Source organism: Streptomyces sp. NBC_00435, from assembly GCF_036014235.1.
In the GTDB taxonomy this organism is placed as follows: domain Bacteria; phylum Actinomycetota; class Actinomycetes; order Streptomycetales; family Streptomycetaceae; genus Streptomyces.
The window spans coordinates 1,961,557-1,979,370 of the sequence record NZ_CP107924.1 but is presented as its reverse complement, the minus strand read 5'-3'; the positions used below and the strand labels follow the sequence as shown (position 1 = coordinate 1,979,370).

The window sequence follows — 17,814 nt, the reverse complement described above, 5'->3', positions numbered from 1 at the left end:
GATGCGCGGCCGGGGGCTTCCGTTTTTCGGGTCCGGCCCCCTGACCTGGCGATTCACGCCGGGGGAGGGGGAATGTGACGGAGGTCATGCAGCGGAAGAGGAGATTCCGTTCTGCTCGGGCGTCCACCCCTCGGCAAATGCCGTCGTACCGACCTTGCTGAATGGGTGGCCAGGAAGCCGGGGAGGGGTGATCATGAGAAGTCCAGAGCGCACTTCCCATAGAGGAGGCACGGGTGGCCGAGACTCTGAAGAAGGGCAGCCGGGTAACCGGCGCCGCGCGCGACAAGCTCGCGGCAGACCTGAAGAAGCAGTACGACTCCGGTGCGAGTATCCGGGCGCTGGCCGAATCGACCGGCCGGTCCTACGGATTCGTCCATCGGATGCTCAGCGAGTCCGGAGTCACGCTGCGCGGTCGCGGTGGCGCGACACGCGGTAAGAAGGCGGCTACGGCCTGACCACTTGGTTCCATTTGGTTCCGGCGGTTTTCCGTATTCAGCTCTATCGGTTCCAGTTCCACCGTCCCTCGGTGACCCCCGGTCGGCTCCATGGCCGGCTGGGTGGTTACTGTGCAGTCACTTAGGTCGGCACCACGGCCGAACGACGGCACAGACCCACCGGAGGGCACAAAGATGGCTCTGCTCGACAAGGACGGCGTACGGCTCACCGTCGACGACACGGTCGCCACGGTGACACTGACCAATCCGGCCAAGCGAAACGCTCAATCCCCCGCGCTCTGGCGGGCGTTGGCGGAGGCTGGACGGTCATTGCCGGGCACCGTCCGGGTCGTCGTGCTGCGCGGCGAAGGGAAGTCCTTCTCCGCAGGGCTCGACCGGCAGGCGTTCACCCCCGAAGGTTTCGAGGGCGAGCCGTCCTTCCTCGACCTGGCGCGCGGTTCCGAGGAACTGCTCGACTCCACCATCGCCGAGTACCAGGAGGCGTTCACCTGGTGGCGGCGCAATGACATCGTTTCCGTCGCCGCCGTACAGGGGCACGCGATCGGTGCCGGTTTCCAGCTTGCCCTCGCGTGCGATCTGCGCGTCGTCGCGGACGACGTGCAGTTCGCCATGCGCGAGACCGGGCTGGGCCTGGTTCCCGATCTCGGTGGCACCCAGCCGCTGACCTCGCTGGTCGGCTACGCCCGCGCGCTCGAAATCTGCGCGACGGGTCGCTTCGTGCATGCCGAGGAGGCGGAGCGGGCCGGCCTCGCCAACCTGGTCGTCCCGGCCGGCGAACTCGACGCGGCGGTCCAGGACCTCACCACAGCCCTGCTGGCGGCGCCGCGGGACGCGGTGATCGAGACGAAGGCGCTGCTCCAGGGGGCGGGCGCCCGGACGTACGAGGCCCAGCGCGCGGCGGAGCGCGCCGCCCAGGGCCGCCGCCTGCGTGACCTGGCGGGCCTCTCCGACTAGCCGCGGAGTTCCCGATCCGGCTGCGGCTCCGCTGGCCCCTCCGGCGTTTGAGGAGCGGTGACGGCCGCGTCGGGGAGAGCGGGCAGGGGGCTCCCGGCTTACCGTTGGTCGGGAGCCCGTACCCGAGAAGGGATCCGAGATGACCGAGTCCACATCGGGCGGCAGCGCCGCCAAGCCCCCCGCGGAACGCGGCCGGACGACCATCGCCGACGGCGTCGTCGAGAAGATCGCGGGCCTGGCCGCCCGCGAGGTGGTCGGCGTCCACGCCATGGGCAGTGGCAGCGGTCTCTCCCGTACCTTCGGCGCCGTCCGCGACCGTGTCCCCGGCGGGGCCAAGTCCTCCGTCAGCCGAGGCGTCAAGGCGGAGGTCGGCGAAGTGCAGACCGCCCTCGACCTGGAGATCGTCGTGGACTACGGCGTGTCGATCCGGGACGTGGCCCGGGCCGTCCGTGAGAACGTCGTCTCGTCGGTGGAGCGGATGACCGGCTTGGAAGTCGTCGAGGTCAACATCGCGGTCAGTGACGTCAAGCTGCCCGACGATGACGACGAGGGGCCGGAGTCCCGACTGCAGTAGAGGAGCCCGGATGAGCATGGCGGTCGTCGGCCTGGTGGCCGGCATGGTACTGGGGTTCGCCGGGTACTTCGGCGGCTTCGGGGCCTTCCTGCTGGTGGCAGCGCTCGGCGCCATCGGCTTCGTCGTCGGCAGGTTCCTCGACGGGGACCTGGAGCCCGGTGACCTCTTCCGGCCGCGCGGCCAGGACCGGGGTCACGGCCGTGACCGGGACCGGGATCGATGAGCACCTCCAGACCCGCGCCGGCCCGTGTGCCCGCCGCCGAGCGGGGGGCCACCCGGATCGCCGACCGGGTCGTGGCGAAGATCGCGGCCCAGGCCGCGCGGGAGGCTCTCACCCGGCCCGCCGCGGACGCGGCCCCGCCGCACGCCACCGTGACCGTGCACCACGGCATCGCCCGCGTACGGGTGGTCCTGGAGCTGGCCTACCCCTCGGACCTCGCCGCCCAGTGCGCGGCCGTACGCCGCCAGGTCGCCCGCCGCGTCGAGGAGTACGCGGAGATGGCCGTGCCCGAGGTCGACGTCGACATCGAACAGCTGCGTCCCGCACGGGCCCGTCCCGCCGCGGGGCAGGACCGGCGGCTGCGGTGAGTGCCCGCTTCTGGTCGCCCCGGCGGGTCCCGGCGGCCGTGGCGGCGCTCGCCGTGCTCGGGGTGGCGGGGCTGTTCCTGTACGACCTGGCGGCGGTACGGGCCCACCGCCCGGGCATGCGGTGGCGCCGAGAGCTCGGCCACGCGCTGGAGCGGCACACCCCGGGGGACCTCGCCGTCCTGATCGGCGGCGGGGGCCTGGCTGCGGCCGGGGCGGCGCTGCTGCTGTACGCCCTCGCGCCGGGGCGGCGGGGGATCCTCACGATGCGGGCCGGGCACCCGGAGGTCCGGGCCGGGCTGGAACGCAGGGCCGCCGCGCAGGTGCTGCGGGACCGGGCGATGGAGGTGTCCGGGGTGCGGTCGGTACGGGTCAGGGTGGGCCGGGCCCACGTCGGGGTCCGGGCCGTGTCGCACTTCCGCGAACTGGACGACGTACGGGCCGACCTGGACGCCGTACTGGCCGTCGGGGTCGACGAGCTGGGCCTGGCGCACGGGCTCCGGCCGCGGGTACGGGTGAACCGCCGGTGAGCCTCGCAGCGGTGAACCGGATCCTGCTCGCGCTGCTCGGACTGGCCCTGCTGGCGGCGGGAGCGTCGGTGCTCACGGCCTCCTGGCCGCTCGGGGCCCGCCACGAGCCCCTGCTGACGCCGGGAGTCCGGAGCTGGCCGCCACCCTGGTGGGCGGTGCTCGCCGGGCTCGGGGTGTGCGTCCTGCTGGCGCTGTGGTGGCTGCTGTCCCAACTGCGGCGCGGGAGGCTGCCGGACGTGCTCGTGGACACCGGGGACGGCGCGTTCGCGGTGCTGCGGGGGCGGGCCCTGGAGGAGGCCGTGGCATCCGATGTGCGCGAGGCCGTGGAGGGCGTGGCACGGTGCCGGGTCGCGCTGCGCGGGCGGCGCGGGGCCCCGGCCCTGCGGGTCGTCCTGGAACTGGAGCCGCACGCCGTGCCGGCCGACGTACTGGAGGCCCTCGCCGGGCCGGTGCTGGCCCGGGCCCGCGGTTCGGCGGCGCTCCCGGCGCTCCCGACGGAGGCCCGCCTGCACGTCACCCCCCGCCGGGCGCGACGGGTGACGTGAGGCTGGGGCGGCTCCCGCGCCCCGGGCTCCCGGCCCAGGCTCGCGGACCCGGGCTTCCGGCTCAGAAGCCGTGGCGGGAGCCGCCGTCCACCGAGAGCATGATGCCGGTCAGGTACGAGGCCGCCGGGGACAGCAGGAAGGCCGCCGAGCGGCCGAACTCCTCCGGGGTGCCGTAACGCCGCAGCGGGATCCGCGACTCGTTCCCGGAGCGGGCGGCGGCCGCGTCCCCGGACAGGGCGTCGAGCTCGCGGACCCGGTCGGTGTCGATGCGGGCGGGCAGCAGGCCGACCACGCGGATGCCGCGCGGGCCCAGTTCCACCGAGAGGGACTTCGCGAATCCGGCCAGCCCCGGGCGCAGCCCGTTGGAGATGGTGAGGCCCGGGATCGGCTCGTGGACGGAGCCGGACAGGACGAAGCCGATGACCCCGCCCTCGGAGAGCTCCGCCGCGGCCGCCCGGGCGAGGCGGACCGCGCCGAGGAAGACCGACTCGAAGGCCGCCGTCCACTGCTCGTCGGTGTTGTCCGCGGCCGAACCCGGAGTCGGGCCGCCCACGCTGATGAGGATGCCGTCGAAGCGGCCGAAGCGCTCCCGGGCCGTCGCGATGAGCCGGGCGGCGGCCCGTGGGTCGGAGTTGTCGGCGGCCACACCGGCCGCGTCCGGGCCCAGGGTGGCGGCCGCGGCCTCCGCGCGCTCCGCGTCCCGGCCCGTGAGCACCACCTTGGCGCCGTCGGCGGTCAGTTCGCGGGCGGAAGCGTAGCCGAGGCCCCTGGTGGCGCCGGTGACGACGTAGACACGGTCCTTCAGTCCAAGATCCATGCCCGACACGCTACGCGGTCGTCACCGGCTCCGGCCGCGAAGCGCTGTCCCCGGCGGCCGCTGCCGCCTCCCGGTCGCGCTTCTCGCGTCGTACGAGGACGATCCATCCCACCGGCACCGCGAAGGTGAAGAGCCACCACTGCACGGCGTACGCCATGTGCGGTCCGATGGAGTCGTGGTCGGGCTCGGCGACCGCCTCGGGCTTGCCGTCGGCCGGGACCGGGGCGGTGAGTTCCAGGTATCCGCCGAGGACCGGCCTGCCCAGGTACCGCGCCTGCTGGGTGCTGTTGATCAGCATCACCTGCCGGTCCGGCAGGCCCTTGCGGTCCTTGATGCCGCTGCCGCCGCTCGTCTCGTCGGCCTTCAACCGGCCGGTCACCGTGACCTCGCCCGCGGGCGCGGCCGGCACCGGCGGGTAGGCGCGCGGGTCGTCGCCGCCCGCCACCCAGCCGCGGTTGACGAGCACCACCCGGCCGTCGGCCAGCACCAGCGGGGTCACGACCTGGAAGCCGACCTTGTCGTCGTTCGAGGTGCGCATGCGTACGACGACCTCGTGCGCGGAGTCGTAGGTCCCGGTGGCGGTCACGGCACGCCAGTAGTCGGCGCGCGGGACCACGTGGCCGGGAGAGGTGACCCCGCTCATGGGGACCGGCTCCGCCCGCAGGTTCGCGGCGATCAGCTCGTTCTGCGCGACCCGGTGCTCATGGCGGTGGAACTGCCAGAACCCCAGCTTGATCATCGCGGGGATGAGGACGAGGCCGATGAGGGTGAGGCACACCCACTGCCGGGTCAGTACAAAGCGGTACACGCCCACGACGGTACCCCCAGCGGCGAGGACCCCGGTGGCCGGGTGGCCGTCCGGGGTCGTGGAGGAGGAGGGAGGGAGAGGGCGGCGCCGCGGTGAGGACGGTGACGGCCGTCAAACGCGGTCGGTGATTCCCACCTTCCCCTCCGCGCGGGCGCAGTGCCCGCCGCAGAACCACTGCCCCTCGACCTCGACGCCCTGCCCGATGATCTGGACCCGGCAGTGCTCACAGATGGGCGCCATGCGGTGAATGGCGCAGGAGAAGCAGTCGAAGACGTGCACGGCGCCCTGCGCGTGCACTTCGAAGGACATGCCGTAATCGTTCCCGCAGACTTCGCAACGTGCCATGGGCCGCATGCTGCGCAGGGCGGCGCACCGGAACAAGATCCACCGGGGTGAGTCGCCGCGCCTGCACCCGGCCGGCCCAACGGGCGGCCCCGGAGGGCCCCGCCCGGCCGGCTCTCGCCGGTCCTCGCAGGCCCCCGCCGGACCGCCCGTTCCCCGCCTGGGCTCAGTCCTGTGCCGGTGCCACGTCCCGCAGGAGCTGGGTGAAGGCCGCCTCGTCGACGACCGGGGTGCCGAAGGACTTCGCCTTGACCGTCTTGGAGGTCGAGGAGTCCGGGTCGTTCGTCACGAGCAGGCTCGTGAGCCGGGACAGGCTCGTCGCGACGTGCAGGCCCGCCTCGACGGCGCGGTCCTCCAGCAGCTCCCGGTCCACGGAGGTGTCACCGGAGAACGCGATCCGCATGCCCTGCTTGAGCGGCGTGCCGTCCGCCCAGCGCCCCGGGTTCGGGTACGGGCACGGTGGCCGCTTGCGCGAGGGCCGCCAGCTCGAACTGGCGCCGTAGGAGGCCTGGTACCCGACGCGCGGGGCGGCGGGGGTGTCCGACCACTCCGTCAGCGGCCGGCATTCCAGCAGGGGTAGCCGTACGTTGTCCCGCGCGGCCGCGTGCAGGGACGGACGGAACGCCTCCGCGAGGACACGGGCGTCGTCGAGCGCGTGGTGGGCGCGCTGCTGGACCACGCCGAAGTGCGCGGCGAGCGACTCCAGCTTGTGGTTGGGCAGCGGGAGGTTCAGTTCCTTCGACAGGGCGATGGTGCACAGCCGCTGACGCACCGGCGCGGTCGTGTCGGCCCGTGCGTACTCGCGGGCGATCATCTGCCAGTCGAAGATCGCGTTGTGCGCGACCAGCACCCGGTCGGCGAGCCGGCCCGCGAACTCCTCGGCGATGTCCTTGAAGAGCGGGGCGTCCTGGAGCATGTCACTGGTCAGACCGTGGATCCACACGGGGCCGGGGTCCCGGAGCGGGTTGACCAGCGTGTACCAGTGGTCCTCGACGTTGCCCCGGGCGTCGAGCCGGTAGACGGCGGCGGAGATTATCCGGTCGTCGCGAGCGAGCCCGGTGGTCTCCACGTCGACGACCGCGTACCCCTGTGGGTACGCGGTCGGCCACATCGTCTCTGCGGTCCTACGGTCGGCGAGCATGGTCACAGAGGATATCGGCCCGCGCCGGCACCCATGGCCCGCCGGCCCGTCCCGGCCATGAGGTCTCCGGCACAGCGGTATCCCCGCGTCCACCGTACGCACCGATCCCGTCCCGGGCGCCGCCGGAGCGCACAGGGGATTACCCACCGGGCGTCAACAGGGCTCTCACCAGGGCCCGTACGGACAGCTGGAACAGTCGTTCCGGGTCCACCGGGCGGGCCAGGGCGCGGGCCAGGGGCGGGTCGTGCGGGGCGTCGGCCGGGTCCCAGAGCTCGCTCTCGGCGGGCGACTGGGCGGGGGAGCGCTCGCGATTGCGCTCGAGCAGGACGAAGCCGATGATCTGGAACTGGATGGCGCGCACCGCGTCGGCCGCCCGGGCCCCGCGCAGGCCGGCCGCGTGCACCTCGTGGACCATGGCCTGCTGCGCGGGCATGAACATCCGGTCGGTGAGTCCGCGTTCGTGGACCATCGCGATCAGGTGCGGGCGCTCGCGCAGTTCCCGGCGCAGGATCCGGGCCACCGACACGATCCGCTCCGCCGGGGTGCGGCCGGCCGGGCGGATCGCGCCCATGTCCTCCACGGTCCGTTCCACGAGGGCGTCGAGGAGCGATTCGCGGTTGCCGACGTGCCAGTAGATGGACGTCACGGCGGTGCCCAGCTCGGCGGCGAGCTTGCGCATGGTGAGGGCGGCGGGGCCGTGCTGTTTGACCAGGGACGCGGCGGCGTCCAGTACCTCCGCGCGGGTCAGCGTGGTTCTGGTCATCGATCCGTCCCAACTTCCTGTCGATCCGTCAGATCAGGTACGTGCAGGGGTCTTTACCCTTCATCGCTCCCGGTGTAACTGTGTTACAGAACCGACTGAGTCCTAGACGAGGATGGTGCGATAGATGGCACGCGTACGGTACGGAGCGCGGACCGAGGCCGAGATCGCGGCGTCGCGCGAGAAGAGTTCCAAGCTCCCCGACATCTGGTCCACCGGCGTGGTGGCCGTCTGGGAGAGCGACCCCGACGTGGTGGCGGCGGTCCTGCCGCCACCGCTGAAGCTCGCCGACCGGCCCCTGGTGCGGGCCAACATCAGCAAGGTCGACCTGCCCGGTTACCCGCTCGGCGCCGGCTCGGTGGCCGTCGCCGCCCAGCACGGCGGGGTCGAGGGCTGGTACCCGCTGGTCATGCCGATGACCATGGAGCGCGCGCTGACCGGCGGCCGGGAGGTCTTCGGCGAGCCGAAGAAGCTCGGCGAGGTCACCGTCGAACGCGACGGCCTCGTCGTCAGGGCCTCCCTCGCCCGGCACGGGATCGCCTTCGTGGAGGTGCGCGGGGCGGTGGACCGCGAGCTGCCGCTGCCCGAGCCCACCACGAAGACCGACTTCTACTTCAAGTTCCTCCCGGCGGTGGACGGTTCGGGCTTCGACGCCGACCCGGTGCTCGTGCACTGCACGCGCAACGAGAAGGTCCGCAAGCTGGAGCACATCACCGGTGACGTGGTGCTCCGGGAGTCGATGTTCGACCCGGTCGCCGACCTCCCCGTACGCCGTCTCGTCGAGCTCACCATCGGCGAGAAGACCACCGACCAGCGGGGCAGGGTCGTCGAGCGGGTCAGCGCCCAGGCCCTGCTCCCGTACATCCACCAGCGCTACGACGACCCCATGCAGATCCTGGACGGCCCTCCGGAAGGCAGCGTCTGACATGCGACTCGAACCAGGACAGGTGGCCGTGGTCACCGGAGCCGCCAGCGGCATCGGCCGCGCCATGGCCCGCCGCTTCGCCGCCGAAGGACTGAAGGTGGTCCTCGCCGACGTGGAGGAGGGCGCCCTGCGCAAGGCCGCCGACGAGCTCGCGGCGGAGGGCACCGAGGTGCTCGCCAGGCTCGTCGACGTCAGCGACCGCGACTCGGTGCTCTCACTGGCCGACGCCGCGTACGAGGCCTTCGGCGCCGTGCACGTGCTCTGCAACAACGCGGGCGTCGGCTCGGGCGCCGAGGGCCGGATGTGGGAGCATGAGCCCAACGACTGGAAGTGGGCCTTCTCCGTCAACGTCTGGGGCGTCTTCCACGGCATCCAGGCCTTCGTCCCCCGCATGATCGCGGGCGGCGGCCCCGGCCACGTCGTCAACACCTCCTCGGGCGACGGCGGCATCGCCCCGCTGCCCACCGCCTCCGTGTACGCGGTCACCAAGGCGGCCGTGGTCACCATGACCGAGTCGCTCTACGCCCACCTCAAGGCGGAGGGCGCGGCCATCGGCGCCTCCGTCCTCTTCCCCGGACCGCACATGCTGCGCACCGGACTGTGGGAGTCGCACCGCAACCGGCCCGACCGGTACGCGAAGGAGCGCCCGCGCAAGAGCCCGTACCGCAGCCTCGACCAGTACGAGGCCGCGATGAAGCAGGCCGGCCACGAGGTGAACTTCACCCCGGTCGAGGACGTCGCGGACCACGTCGTGGACGGCATCCGCGCCGACCGGTTCTGGATGCTCCCCGACAGCGAGCACAGCGACCGGCAGATCCGCGCCCGCTCGCAGTCGATGCTCGACCGCGCCAACCCCGCCTACCTGGAAAGCTTCATCCTCGACTGAGGGATTGGTATGAACGCCGAAAGTGCTCAGAGCGCCGAGAGCGCGTACGAAGACCCGTACCTGATCATTTCCTCCGACTGCCACGCGGGGCTGCCGACCGAGCAGTACCGCCCCTATCTGGACAGCGCGTTCCACCCGCAGTTCGACGAGTTCCTGGGCCAGCGCGACGCCCGCCGCGCCGAGGCCACGCGCCTGGGCGTCCGCAACGAGGCCTTCGCCGAGAAGTGGTTCCACGACCACGAGGAAGGCCTGCGGGGCGGTTGGGACGTAGCGCAGCGGCTGAAGGAGCTCGACGGCGACGGGGTGGCCGCCGAGGTCGTCTTCCCCGACGCCGACGCCGTGGACAGCCAGACCGCGGCCCCCTTCGGGGTCGGCCTCGGGCTCTCCGGCGACCAGGACCCCGAGCTCGGCATGGCGGGCGCCCAGGCCCACAACCGCTGGCTCGCCGAGTTCGTCTCGGAGAATCCCGAGCGGCACTGCGGGGTCGCCCTGCTGCCCATCACCGGCGAACCGGACAAGGTCGTCGCCGAGATCCACCGCGCCAAGGAGTCCGGGCTCGGCGCGCTGATGATCCCCTCCATGTGGGTGGACAAGGCGCCCTACCACGACCGCCGCTACGACCCTGTCTGGGCGGCCGCCGCCGAGACGGCGATGCCGATCGTCACCCACTCGGGGGCCGCGCCCCGCCACGAGTACGGCGACCACCTCGGCATCTACGTCTCCGAGGTCACCTGGTGGCCGGCCCGCCCGCTCTGGTTCCTGCTGTGGTCCGGGGTCTTCGAGCGCCACCCGGGGCTGAGGTTCGGCGTCGCCGAGTCGGGCTGCTGGTGGCTGCCGAACCAGCTGTGGTTCATGGACCGGCTCTACCTCGGCGCGCACGGCGGCAAGAAGCTCTCGCCGTTCGCGGAGCTGAGGCGGCCGCCGAGCGAGTACCTGGACCGGCAGGTGTTCATCTGCGCCACCAACACCAAGCGGCGCGAGCTCGCCCAGCGCTACGAGATCGGCGTGGACAACATCCTGTGGGGCTCGGACTTCCCGCACCCGGAGGGGACCTGGCCCAACACCCGGAACTGGCTGAAGAACACCTTCCACGACATCCCGGTCGGTGAGACCCGCCGGATGCTGGGCCTGGCGGCGGCGGACGTATTCGGCTTCGACACCGGGAAGCTGGCGCCGATCGCCCGCCGCATCGGCCCCACCCCGGCGGAGCTGGGGCAGAGTGAGGACCAGGCGGCCGTCGAAGCCTCCTGGGCCCGCTCGCGCGAGGTGGGCCGGCACTGGCTGACGGACAACGACTTCCCGGTCCTGGGGGTGAACCCGTGAGCGACGCGACCGCCGCGACCGCCGCCCCGGACCGCTACACGGTCATCTCGGCCGACTGCCACGCGGGCGCCGACCTGCTGGACTACAAGCCGTACCTGGAGAAGCGCCACCACGAGGAGTTCGACGCCTGGGCCGCCGGCTACGTGAACCCGTACGAGGACCTCCTCGCGGACACGGCGGACCGGAACTGGAACTCCCAGCGCCGGCTGGCCGAACTCGAAGCCGACGGGATCGTCGCGGAAGTCCTCTTCCCGAACACCATCCCGCCGTTCTTCCCCAAGGCCTCGCTGATGGCCCAGCCCCCGACGGCGGCCGAGTACGAGATGCGCTGGGCCGGGCTCCAGGCCCACAACCGCTGGCTGGCGGACTTCTGCGCGGACGCGCCGGGCCGCCGGGCCGGTGTGGTCCAGATCCTGCTGAACGACGTGGACGCGGCGGTCAAGGAGATCCGCCGCACCCGGCAGGCGGGTCTGACCGGCGGCATCCTGCTGCCCGGCGTCCCGCCCGGCTCCACCGTGCCGGAGCTCTACTCGGCCGCCTACGACCCGATCTGGGCGGTCTGCGACGAGCTGGACGTCCCGGTCAACCACCACGGCGGCTCGGCCTCGCCGCCGCTGGGGGACGAGCCGGCGGCGCGGGCCGTCTTCATGGTGGAGACCACCTGGTTCTCCCACCGGGCCCTGTGGCACCTCATCTTCGGCGGGGCCTTCCGCCGCCACCCCGGGCTGAAACTGGTCCTCACGGAGCAGGGCTCCGGCTGGATCCCGGGCGTGATCGAGATGCTGGACTACTACCACGGCCGCCTGGTGGCGGCCTCGGCCACCGCCGAGGCCAAGTTCGGGGCGGGCCTGGCGGAATCCATGGGCAAGGGTCCGAGCGAGGTCTGGCGGGACAACTGCTTCGTCGGAGCGAGCTTCATGCGCCCCCACGAGGTCCCGCTGCGGGACCGGATCGGCCTCGACAAGATCATGTGGGGCAGCGACTACCCCCATGACGAGGGCACCACCCCGTTCTCCCGCGAGGGCCTGCGCATCGCCTACGCGGGCCTGCCGCGCGAGGAGGTCGCCGCGATGGTCGGCGGCAACGCCGCCCGCGTCTACGGGTTCGACCTCGCCCTCCTGGACGCGGTGGCCGCCAAGCACGGCCCCCTCGTCCAGGAGATCGCGGAACCCCTGACGGAGGTCCCGGCGGGCGCCACCAGCCCGGCCTTCGCCCGGGGCGCGTCGGTCCGGGTCTGGTGACGCGGGTCCCGTCGGAGCGGCTCAGTCCCTGCGGACGAGCCGCTCCGGCGGGATCAGCTCGGCCCCGCTCACGTGCGTGCCCTGGCGCAGCTCGATGACGAGCTCCTCCAGGGGCGCGAGCGGAGACAGGTCCACCGTCCCCAGACACTCGCTCAGCACCAGCCGGCGCAGCTCCGGGAGGTCACGGAGCGCCTCCAGGGTTCCCTCCATGGCGCACCGGATCAGGACGAGCCGGGCGAGGTGTTCGTACGGCAGGAGCGCCCCGGCCGACACCGGCCCCGCGTGCCGGATCTGCAGACCGGTCAGGCCCTTGAGCGGCAGCGAGCGCACCAGCTGGCGGTACTGGCCGCTCCCGGCGACCGTCAGCGTCCGCACCCCCGGCCACCGCTCGATCCCGTCGAGCGTCATCCGGCGGGCGCCCTGCCACAGGTGCAGCGCGGTCAGCGTGCCGGCCGCCGGAACGTCCCCGATCCGCCGCTGCTCCGGCTCGAAGCCGATGACCAGCGAGCGCAGCTCGGCCGCCCCCGCCAGCGGGGCGAGCGAGAGGTCGTCCCGCAGATAGCCGAAGGCCAGGCTCTGCGCGCGCAGTTCGCCGACCACCTCGATCCCGGTGACCTTCGGGCAGTCCAGTACGCCCAGGTGCCGCAGCGAGGACTGCCCGGCCAGCGGGGACAGGTCGGTCAGCCGTGCGTTGCGGTGCAGGATCAGCGACTCCAGGTCCCGCCGCCCCGAAATCTCCCGCGGTACCGGGCCGTCCCAGCTGATGTGCAGCCGGCCGATGTGCGGCAGCCGCTCCAGGGCGCCCAGTTGTCCGGCGGTGCGCACGTGCAGGTGGGCCGCGTGCATGGGGGCGTCCGCGAGCACCGCGTCCACGTAGGCGTCCACGGGGAACCGCCCCCAGGCGTCGGACAGTTCGCGGCCCACCTCGTAGCGGTCGTCCGTGCGGAAGCCCGCGACCACCTGGAGCGCCCGGTCGCCGCCGACCAGTGCCGCCGTACGGATCACCGCGGCGGCCTCGTCCGCGGTGAGGCCGGCCGGCTCGGGCAGCAGCTCCAGCACCAGTTCGCCCGCCTTGGCCAGCTCCACGGCCTGGCCGGGGGAACGCGGCGGCAGCAGCCGGGCCGTACGGGCCTCCACCTCGCGCCAGACCTCCGGGTCGAGCTCCGGCGCGTGCTCCAGGCAGGCGGCCGCGAGCAGCACCAGCCGGCTGCGGTCGCGTTCGCTCTGATCGGCCCGGTGCAGCAACTGCCGCAGCAGATGGGCGCGTTCGTCGGGGCGGGCATGGCCCACCGCCATCCGGACCACGTTGTCCCAGGTGTCCTCGTGCGCGTTGCGCACCAGCACGCCGAAGTCCCGCGCCTCCACGGCCGCCTTGGCGCCGAGGTAGTCCTGGAAGGTGCGGTGGACGAACAGCACCGAGCCCGGTACCGGCTCCCGGAGCAGCCCGCTGCGGATCAGCAGGTGCCGGAAGACCGTCTCCGCGCTGCCCTGCGCCTTCACCTGGGGCATGGCGTCGAGCGATTCGGCGATCATCCCGATCGCGTCGGCGGCGGACGCCTCCACCTGCCCGTTGCGGATCAGCCAGTACGCGAGCCGCTGCAGCAGCAGGGTCTGCTCGTCGCGGCTGAGGTAGACGCCCTCGACCCCCGAGATGTCCCGCTCGCTGTCCCGGCGGATCAGCAGCATGTCCAGGGCGGCGTCGTAGAGCTCCTTGCGGGCCCGCGGCAGGTGCATCCGCCGGTCCCGGTTCAGCGCGCACAGCAGGGCGCACATCAGCGGGTTCGTGGCGAGCCGGCCGAGGTCCCGGCGCGAGCCGACCGCCCGCAGGAGGGCCTTCTCGTACCGGTCGAGCAGCTCCCGCTCCCGGCCCGCGCCCTCGCCGTCCGCCTCCGCGCGCGCGGAATCGTGCCAGTGCGTGATGAAGGCGCCGACGTCGTCGCGCTCCATCGGCAGCAGGGCGAGCGAGGAGAAGCCCTGGGCGGTCAGCCAGTCCTCCGGTACGGCCGAGGGGCGGGTGGTGACCACGAAGCGGGCGGCCGGATACGCGGTGAGCAGGGCCCGGAGCCAGGACTCGGTCCTGCTGCGCAGGTGCGGCGGCACCTCGTCGACCCCGTCGACCAGCACCAGCGCCCGCCCGGCGGACAGGAGTTCCCCGACCCAGCCGTCCGGGGCCCGCAGCGGTACGCCGGTCGCGGCCAGCCAGTCCTCGGGCGCGGGGAGTCCGGCGGGGGAGTTGAAGGACCGCAGCGGCAGGACGAAGGGGACCAGGGTGTTCCAGTCCCGCAGCTGGGGGCCGAAGCTGCGGCGGGCGGCGTTCAGGGCCAGCCACTGGACCAGGGTGCTCTTGCCCGAGCCGGCCGGGCCGCGCAGCAGCACCCGCTCCGCCGCGTCCAGGGCCGCCTCGGCCTTGACCGGGGTCTGCAGGCCGGGCTCCTCCAGGAGCTGTGCGCCGCTGACCGCGAGGCTGATGTAGGCGAGGTCCAGCGGCCAGTCCTGGCGGTCCTGGCTGAAGGTCAGCCCGAACAGCTGGACCCGGGCCTGGGCCCTGGCCACGTAGTGCGCGTACTGCTCCTCGAAGCCCTGCGCCGCCGCACCGGCCGACTCCCGGGCGGCGCCCCCGCCGGGCTCCCGGGCGTTGCCCGCGCGGCCCGGCTCCTGGTCGCCGCCCCCGCCCGCCGGGTCGGCCGCGGCCTGCGCGCGGCACAGCGCGAACAGCTCCCGGTAGGCGGCCTCCGCGGCCGGGCTCAGGGTCTGCCCCGGCGGGGGCGCCCCGGCCGCCGCGGTGCCGGGGTCCGCCGCGAAGAGGGCCCGGGCCTCCTTCGGGCCCAGCGCGGCGAAGGCCTCGCCGACCGCGGCCACCGCCGCGAGCCGGTCGGATTCCGGGAGCCCCGCGCCCGCCCCGGCCAGCCGCGCCGCCAGCTCGTCCGTGAGGCGCCGCCCGGCCGGGTCGCCCGCCTTCAGCGGCCTGAGCCGGCGCGGCCCCGGCCGGGACTTCGCCAGTGCCAGTGCCAGTGCCACCGCCCGCGCCGCCCGTAAGGCGACCGTCCCGAGACCCGCCCCGAAGTCCGTCATCCCCATGTCCTCCCCCTGGCCCGGACACCCTCACCCGAAGCATCTCGTGAACCGTCGGTAACACCGATGGATACCGATCGGTAACAACCTCTAGCCGAGCCCGGGAACCCGCCTCTATGGTGCGGTCATGCCGAACCTGCCCGATGTCGTGCTGTGGTCCATACCCGCCTTCGTACTGCTCACCGTCATCGAGCTCGTGAGCTACCGCATCCATCCCGACGAGGACGCCGCCGGGTACGAGACCAAGGACGCCGTCACCAGCCTCGGCATGGGGATCGGCAGCCTCGTCTTCGACTTCCTGTGGAAGATCCCGATCGTCGCGATCTACACCGCGGTCTACGAGCTCACCCCGCTGCGGGTCCCGATCCTGTGGTGGACCGTCCCGCTGATGCTGCTCGCCCAGGACTTCTTCTACTACTGGCAGCACCGCGGCCACCACGTCATCCGCATCCTGTGGGCGTGCCACGTCGTCCACCACAGCAGCCGCAAGTTCAACCTCACCACCGCCCTGCGCCAGCCCTGGACCAGCGCCACCTCCTGGCCGTTCTACCTCCCGATGATCGCCCTCGGGGTGCACCCTGCCGCCGTCGCCTTCTGCTACTCGGTCAACCTCGTCTACCAGTTCTGGATCCACACCGAGCGCATCGACAAGCTGCCCCGGCCGATCGAGTTCGTCTTCAACTCGCCCTCCCACCACCGCGTCCACCACGCCTCCCAGGGCGGCTACCTGGACCGGAACTTCGGCGGGATCCTGATCGTCTGGGACCGGATGTTCGGCTCCTGGGTGGGGGAGACCGACAAGCCCGTCTTCGGCCTCACCAAGAACATCAGCACCCACAACCCGCTGCGCGTCGCCACCCACGAGTACGCCTCCATCGCCCGCGACGTCCGCGGGGCCGCCACCTGGCGCGAGCGCGCCGGACGCGTCTTCGGCGGCCCGGGCTGGCAGCCCGCCCAGCCCGCCCAGGCAGTGCCGGCCGACGTGCCCGCACCCGCCCCGGAGTCCGCACCCACCCCGGCGACCGCCCCCGAGCACGCCGCGTGAGCGCCGCCGGTGCCACCGGGCGCGCGGCGTCCCGTACGCCGTCCTGGGCGCGCCCCGCCGTCCCCGCGGGCTCGGGGCCCGCGGCCGGGGTGCTGCTCGGCGCGCTCGCCGTCGCCACTGCCCTGGACCTCGGATCGCTGCTGGCCGGCTGGCACCCGGGACACCTCATCGCCAAGCCGTTCCTGATGCCCCTGCTCATCGCCCACGTGGTGTACCGGGCCCGTGTGCTCACCCTCCGCGCACCCCGGCTGCTCGTCGCGGCCCTGCTGTTCGGCTGGGGCGGCGACCTGGCCCTGCTCTTCGACGCCGATCCCGCCTTCCTGATCGGCATGGGCTCCTTCGCCGCCGGGCACGTCTGCTACCTCGTGCTCTTCGGCCGCGGGCGGACCGGTTCCGCGCTCGGGGCCGCGTACGCCGTCGCGCTCCTCTCCACCGTCACGCTGCTCTGGGGCGACCTGCCCGCCGATCTGCGCGTCCCCGTCGCCGGATACAGCCTGCTGCTCACCGCCATGGCGTACCGCTCCGGCGCCCTCGGCCTGCGGGCGGGTCTCGGCGGGGCGCTGTTCCTGCTCTCCGACACGCTGATCGCCACCGGGGTGGCCGAGTGGCCGCAGCTTCCCCGCCCGGACTTCTGGATCATGGCCACGTACGTGGCGGCCCAGTACCTGCTGGCCACGGGAACGATCGCGCCGGCACGGGCGTACGGTAGGGAGGCCCTACAGGGCTCAACCATTTCCTAACCGGAGGGCTGCACCACCATGCGCGCCACCGTCATCCGCGCCCCGCACGACATCCGCGTGGAGGAGGTGCCCGACGCTGCGATCCAGCGGCCCGAGGACGCCGTCGTCCGCGTCCTTCGTGCCTGCATCTGCGGCAGCGACCTGTGGGCCTACCGCGGCGAGGCCGAGCGCCAGCCGGGCCAGCGGATCGGCCACGAGTTCCTCGGCATCGTCGAGGAGACCGGCCCGGCCGTCTCGGGACTGCGCGCCGGCGATCTCGTCGTAGCCCCCTTCATGTGGTCCGACGGCACCTGCGCCTATTGCTCCGAGGGTCTGTACACCTCCTGCGAGCACGGCGGCTTCTGGGGTTCGGTCGGTCATGACGGCGGCCAGGGCGAGGCCGTCCGGGTCCCGCACGCCGACGGCACGCTGGTGAAGCTGCCCGCGGACGCGGCCTCCGACGACCACCTGCTGACCGCGCTGCTCGCGCTCTCCGACGTCATGGGGACCGGCCACCACGCCGCGCTCGGCGCGGGCGTGCGCAAGGGCTCCACGGTCGCCGTCGTCGGCGACGGCGCCGTCGGCCTGTGCGGGGTCCTCGCGGCCAAGCGCCTCGGCGCCGACCGGATCATCGCACTGGGCCGCCACACCGTCCGTACGGACATCGCGAAGCTCTTCGGCGCCACCGACGTGGTCGCCGAGCGCGGCGAGGCCGCCGAGGCGGCCGTGCGCGAGCTCACCGGCGGCCAGGGCGCCCACTCGGTCATCGAGGCGGTCGGCACCGAGCAGTCCATGCGCACCGCCGTGAACATCTCGCGCGACGGTGGGGCCATCGGCTACGTCGGCGTCCCGCACGGCAGCGGCACAGGCCTCGACCTGGGTGTCATGTTCGACCGCAACATCACCCTGCGCGGCGGGGTCGCACCGGTCCGGGCGTACATCCCGGAGCTGCTGGCGGACGTGCTCAGTGGCGCGATCGACCCGTCGCCCGTCTTCGACCGGGCCGTCTCCCTCGACGAGGTCCCGGACGGCTACCGGGCGATGGACGACCGCAGCGCGCTCAAGGTGATGATCAAGCCCTGATCCGGGCAT

The 17,814-nt window shown here is 73.0% G+C and carries 20 protein-coding genes; 14 read left to right on the top strand and 6 right to left on the bottom strand.

Translation table 11 applies throughout. From position 1 onward, the window contains the following. Positions 1–233 precede the first annotated feature (233 nt). The 7 genes from OG389_RS09070 to OG389_RS09040 all read left to right on the top strand — a co-directional run bounded on the left by OG389_RS09070 (position 234) and on the right by OG389_RS09040 (position 3,643). On the top strand, positions 234–455 hold the full coding sequence (locus tag OG389_RS09070; RefSeq protein ID WP_204357858.1) for a helix-turn-helix domain-containing protein: 222 nt from the start codon (positions 234–236) through the stop codon (positions 453–455). Between the two features lie 174 nt (positions 456–629). Then, a complete protein-coding gene (locus OG389_RS09065) occupies positions 630–1,409 on the top strand; it encodes an enoyl-CoA hydratase/isomerase family protein (protein WP_328297949.1) in 780 nt (259 codons plus the stop codon). Positions 1,410–1,548: 139 nt separating this feature from the next. Further along, positions 1,549–1,983: an Asp23/Gls24 family envelope stress response protein gene (locus tag OG389_RS09060; protein ID WP_328297948.1), complete on the top strand. Its 435-nt coding sequence runs from the start codon at positions 1,549–1,551 to the stop codon at positions 1,981–1,983. Between the two features lie 10 nt (positions 1,984–1,993). After that, positions 1,994–2,206 carry a hypothetical protein gene (locus OG389_RS09055; protein WP_328297947.1) on the top strand — a complete coding sequence of 71 codons (213 nt, stop codon included), beginning with the start codon at positions 1,994–1,996 and terminating at the stop codon, positions 2,204–2,206. Next, the gene (locus OG389_RS09050; protein WP_328297946.1) at positions 2,203–2,571 is read left to right on the top strand and encodes a hypothetical protein; all 369 of its coding nucleotides are present in this window, start codon (positions 2,203–2,205) and stop codon (positions 2,569–2,571) included. Before OG389_RS09055 ends, OG389_RS09050 begins: the two co-directional genes overlap by 4 nt. Then, positions 2,568–3,098, top strand: a complete 531-nt coding sequence (locus OG389_RS09045) for a DUF6286 domain-containing protein (RefSeq protein WP_328297945.1) — start codon at positions 2,568–2,570, stop codon at positions 3,096–3,098. Before OG389_RS09050 ends, OG389_RS09045 begins: the two co-directional genes overlap by 4 nt. After that, positions 3,095–3,643, top strand: coding sequence for an alkaline shock response membrane anchor protein AmaP (locus OG389_RS09040; RefSeq protein WP_328297944.1), 549 nt, complete (start codon positions 3,095–3,097; stop codon positions 3,641–3,643). Before OG389_RS09045 ends, OG389_RS09040 begins: the two co-directional genes overlap by 4 nt. A 61-nt stretch (positions 3,644–3,704) precedes the next feature. Here OG389_RS09040 and OG389_RS09035 read toward each other — a convergent pair whose 3' ends face one another. The 5 genes from OG389_RS09035 to OG389_RS09015 form a co-directional block, all read right to left on the bottom strand. Beyond that, a complete protein-coding gene (locus tag OG389_RS09035) occupies positions 3,705–4,460 on the bottom strand; it encodes an SDR family oxidoreductase (RefSeq protein ID WP_328297943.1) in 756 nt (251 codons plus the stop codon). A 10-nt stretch (positions 4,461–4,470) separates the two neighbouring features. Next, positions 4,471–5,268, bottom strand: coding sequence for an SURF1 family cytochrome oxidase biogenesis protein (locus OG389_RS09030; RefSeq protein WP_328297942.1), 798 nt, complete (start codon positions 5,266–5,268; stop codon positions 4,471–4,473). 111 nt (positions 5,269–5,379) lie between these two features. Further along, on the bottom strand, positions 5,380–5,613 hold the full coding sequence (locus tag OG389_RS09025; protein WP_112453882.1) for a hypothetical protein: 234 nt from the start codon (positions 5,611–5,613) through the stop codon (positions 5,380–5,382). A gap of 163 nt (positions 5,614–5,776) precedes the next feature. Then, a complete protein-coding gene (locus OG389_RS09020; RefSeq protein WP_328297941.1) occupies positions 5,777–6,757 on the bottom strand; it encodes a DEDDh family exonuclease in 981 nt (326 codons plus the stop codon). 133 nt (positions 6,758–6,890) lie between these two features. Further along, positions 6,891–7,514, bottom strand: a complete 624-nt coding sequence (locus OG389_RS09015) for a TetR/AcrR family transcriptional regulator (RefSeq protein WP_328297940.1) — start codon at positions 7,512–7,514, stop codon at positions 6,891–6,893. Between the two features lie 124 nt (positions 7,515–7,638). Here OG389_RS09015 and OG389_RS09010 point away from each other — a divergent pair, with 124 nt between their 5' ends. From OG389_RS09010 to OG389_RS08995, 4 genes are read left to right on the top strand one after another with little or no spacing between them, the layout of a single operon-like run. Continuing rightward, positions 7,639–8,436, top strand: a complete 798-nt coding sequence (locus tag OG389_RS09010; protein ID WP_328297939.1) for an acetoacetate decarboxylase family protein — start codon at positions 7,639–7,641, stop codon at positions 8,434–8,436. A gap of 1 nt (position 8,437) precedes the next feature. Next, a complete protein-coding gene (locus OG389_RS09005) occupies positions 8,438–9,322 on the top strand; it encodes an SDR family NAD(P)-dependent oxidoreductase (RefSeq protein ID WP_328297938.1) in 885 nt (294 codons plus the stop codon). A gap of 9 nt (positions 9,323–9,331) precedes the next feature. Next, positions 9,332–10,645 (top strand): amidohydrolase family protein, encoded by a 1,314-nt coding sequence (locus OG389_RS09000; protein WP_328297937.1) that lies wholly within the window; start codon positions 9,332–9,334, stop codon positions 10,643–10,645. Further along, positions 10,642–11,886: an amidohydrolase family protein gene (locus OG389_RS08995; RefSeq protein WP_328297936.1), complete on the top strand. Its 1,245-nt coding sequence runs from the start codon at positions 10,642–10,644 to the stop codon at positions 11,884–11,886. Before OG389_RS09000 ends, OG389_RS08995 begins: the two co-directional genes overlap by 4 nt. A gap of 21 nt (positions 11,887–11,907) precedes the next feature. Here OG389_RS08995 and OG389_RS08990 read toward each other — a convergent pair whose 3' ends face one another. Next, a complete protein-coding gene (locus OG389_RS08990; RefSeq protein ID WP_328297935.1) occupies positions 11,908–14,958 on the bottom strand; it encodes an NACHT domain-containing protein in 3,051 nt (1,016 codons plus the stop codon). A gap of 127 nt (positions 14,959–15,085) precedes the next feature. Between OG389_RS08990 and OG389_RS08985 the strand changes: the two genes are divergently transcribed. From OG389_RS08985 to OG389_RS08975, 3 genes are read left to right on the top strand one after another with little or no spacing between them, the layout of a single operon-like run. After that, on the top strand, positions 15,086–16,003 hold the full coding sequence (locus tag OG389_RS08985; RefSeq protein WP_328297934.1) for a sterol desaturase family protein: 918 nt from the start codon (positions 15,086–15,088) through the stop codon (positions 16,001–16,003). Next, a complete protein-coding gene (locus OG389_RS08980; protein ID WP_328297933.1) occupies positions 16,000–16,743 on the top strand; it encodes a lysoplasmalogenase in 744 nt (247 codons plus the stop codon). Before OG389_RS08985 ends, OG389_RS08980 begins: the two co-directional genes overlap by 4 nt. A gap of 18 nt (positions 16,744–16,761) precedes the next feature. Then, positions 16,762–17,805: a zinc-dependent alcohol dehydrogenase family protein gene (locus OG389_RS08975; RefSeq protein WP_328297932.1), complete on the top strand. Its 1,044-nt coding sequence runs from the start codon at positions 16,762–16,764 to the stop codon at positions 17,803–17,805. Positions 17,806–17,814: the final 9 nt, after the last annotated feature.

What these genes read in the sequence shown, in the direction of transcription:
- OG389_RS09035 (WP_328297943.1), bottom strand. Translation starts at nt 4,460, where the DNA reads ATGGATCTTGGACTGAAGGACCGTGTCTACGTCGTCACCGGCGCCACC.
- OG389_RS09065 (WP_328297949.1), top strand. Translation starts at nt 630, where the DNA reads ATGGCTCTGCTCGACAAGGACGGCGTACGGCTCACCGTCGACGACACG.
- OG389_RS09005 (WP_328297938.1), top strand. Translation starts at nt 8,438, where the DNA reads ATGCGACTCGAACCAGGACAGGTGGCCGTGGTCACCGGAGCCGCCAGC.
- OG389_RS09015 (WP_328297940.1), bottom strand. Translation starts at nt 7,514, where the DNA reads ATGACCAGAACCACGCTGACCCGCGCGGAGGTACTGGACGCCGCCGCG.
- OG389_RS09010 (WP_328297939.1), top strand. Translation starts at nt 7,639, where the DNA reads ATGGCACGCGTACGGTACGGAGCGCGGACCGAGGCCGAGATCGCGGCG.
- OG389_RS09025 (WP_112453882.1), bottom strand. Translation starts at nt 5,613, where the DNA reads ATGGCACGTTGCGAAGTCTGCGGGAACGATTACGGCATGTCCTTCGAA.
- OG389_RS09050 (WP_328297946.1), top strand. Translation starts at nt 2,203, where the DNA reads ATGAGCACCTCCAGACCCGCGCCGGCCCGTGTGCCCGCCGCCGAGCGG.
- OG389_RS09060 (WP_328297948.1), top strand. Translation starts at nt 1,549, where the DNA reads ATGACCGAGTCCACATCGGGCGGCAGCGCCGCCAAGCCCCCCGCGGAA.
- OG389_RS08975 (WP_328297932.1), top strand. Translation starts at nt 16,762, where the DNA reads ATGCGCGCCACCGTCATCCGCGCCCCGCACGACATCCGCGTGGAGGAG.
- OG389_RS08990 (WP_328297935.1), bottom strand. Translation starts at nt 14,958, where the DNA reads ATGACGGACTTCGGGGCGGGTCTCGGGACGGTCGCCTTACGGGCGGCG.
- OG389_RS08985 (WP_328297934.1), top strand. Translation starts at nt 15,086, where the DNA reads ATGCCGAACCTGCCCGATGTCGTGCTGTGGTCCATACCCGCCTTCGTA.
- OG389_RS09000 (WP_328297937.1), top strand. Translation starts at nt 9,332, where the DNA reads ATGAACGCCGAAAGTGCTCAGAGCGCCGAGAGCGCGTACGAAGACCCG.
- OG389_RS09055 (WP_328297947.1), top strand. Translation starts at nt 1,994, where the DNA reads ATGAGCATGGCGGTCGTCGGCCTGGTGGCCGGCATGGTACTGGGGTTC.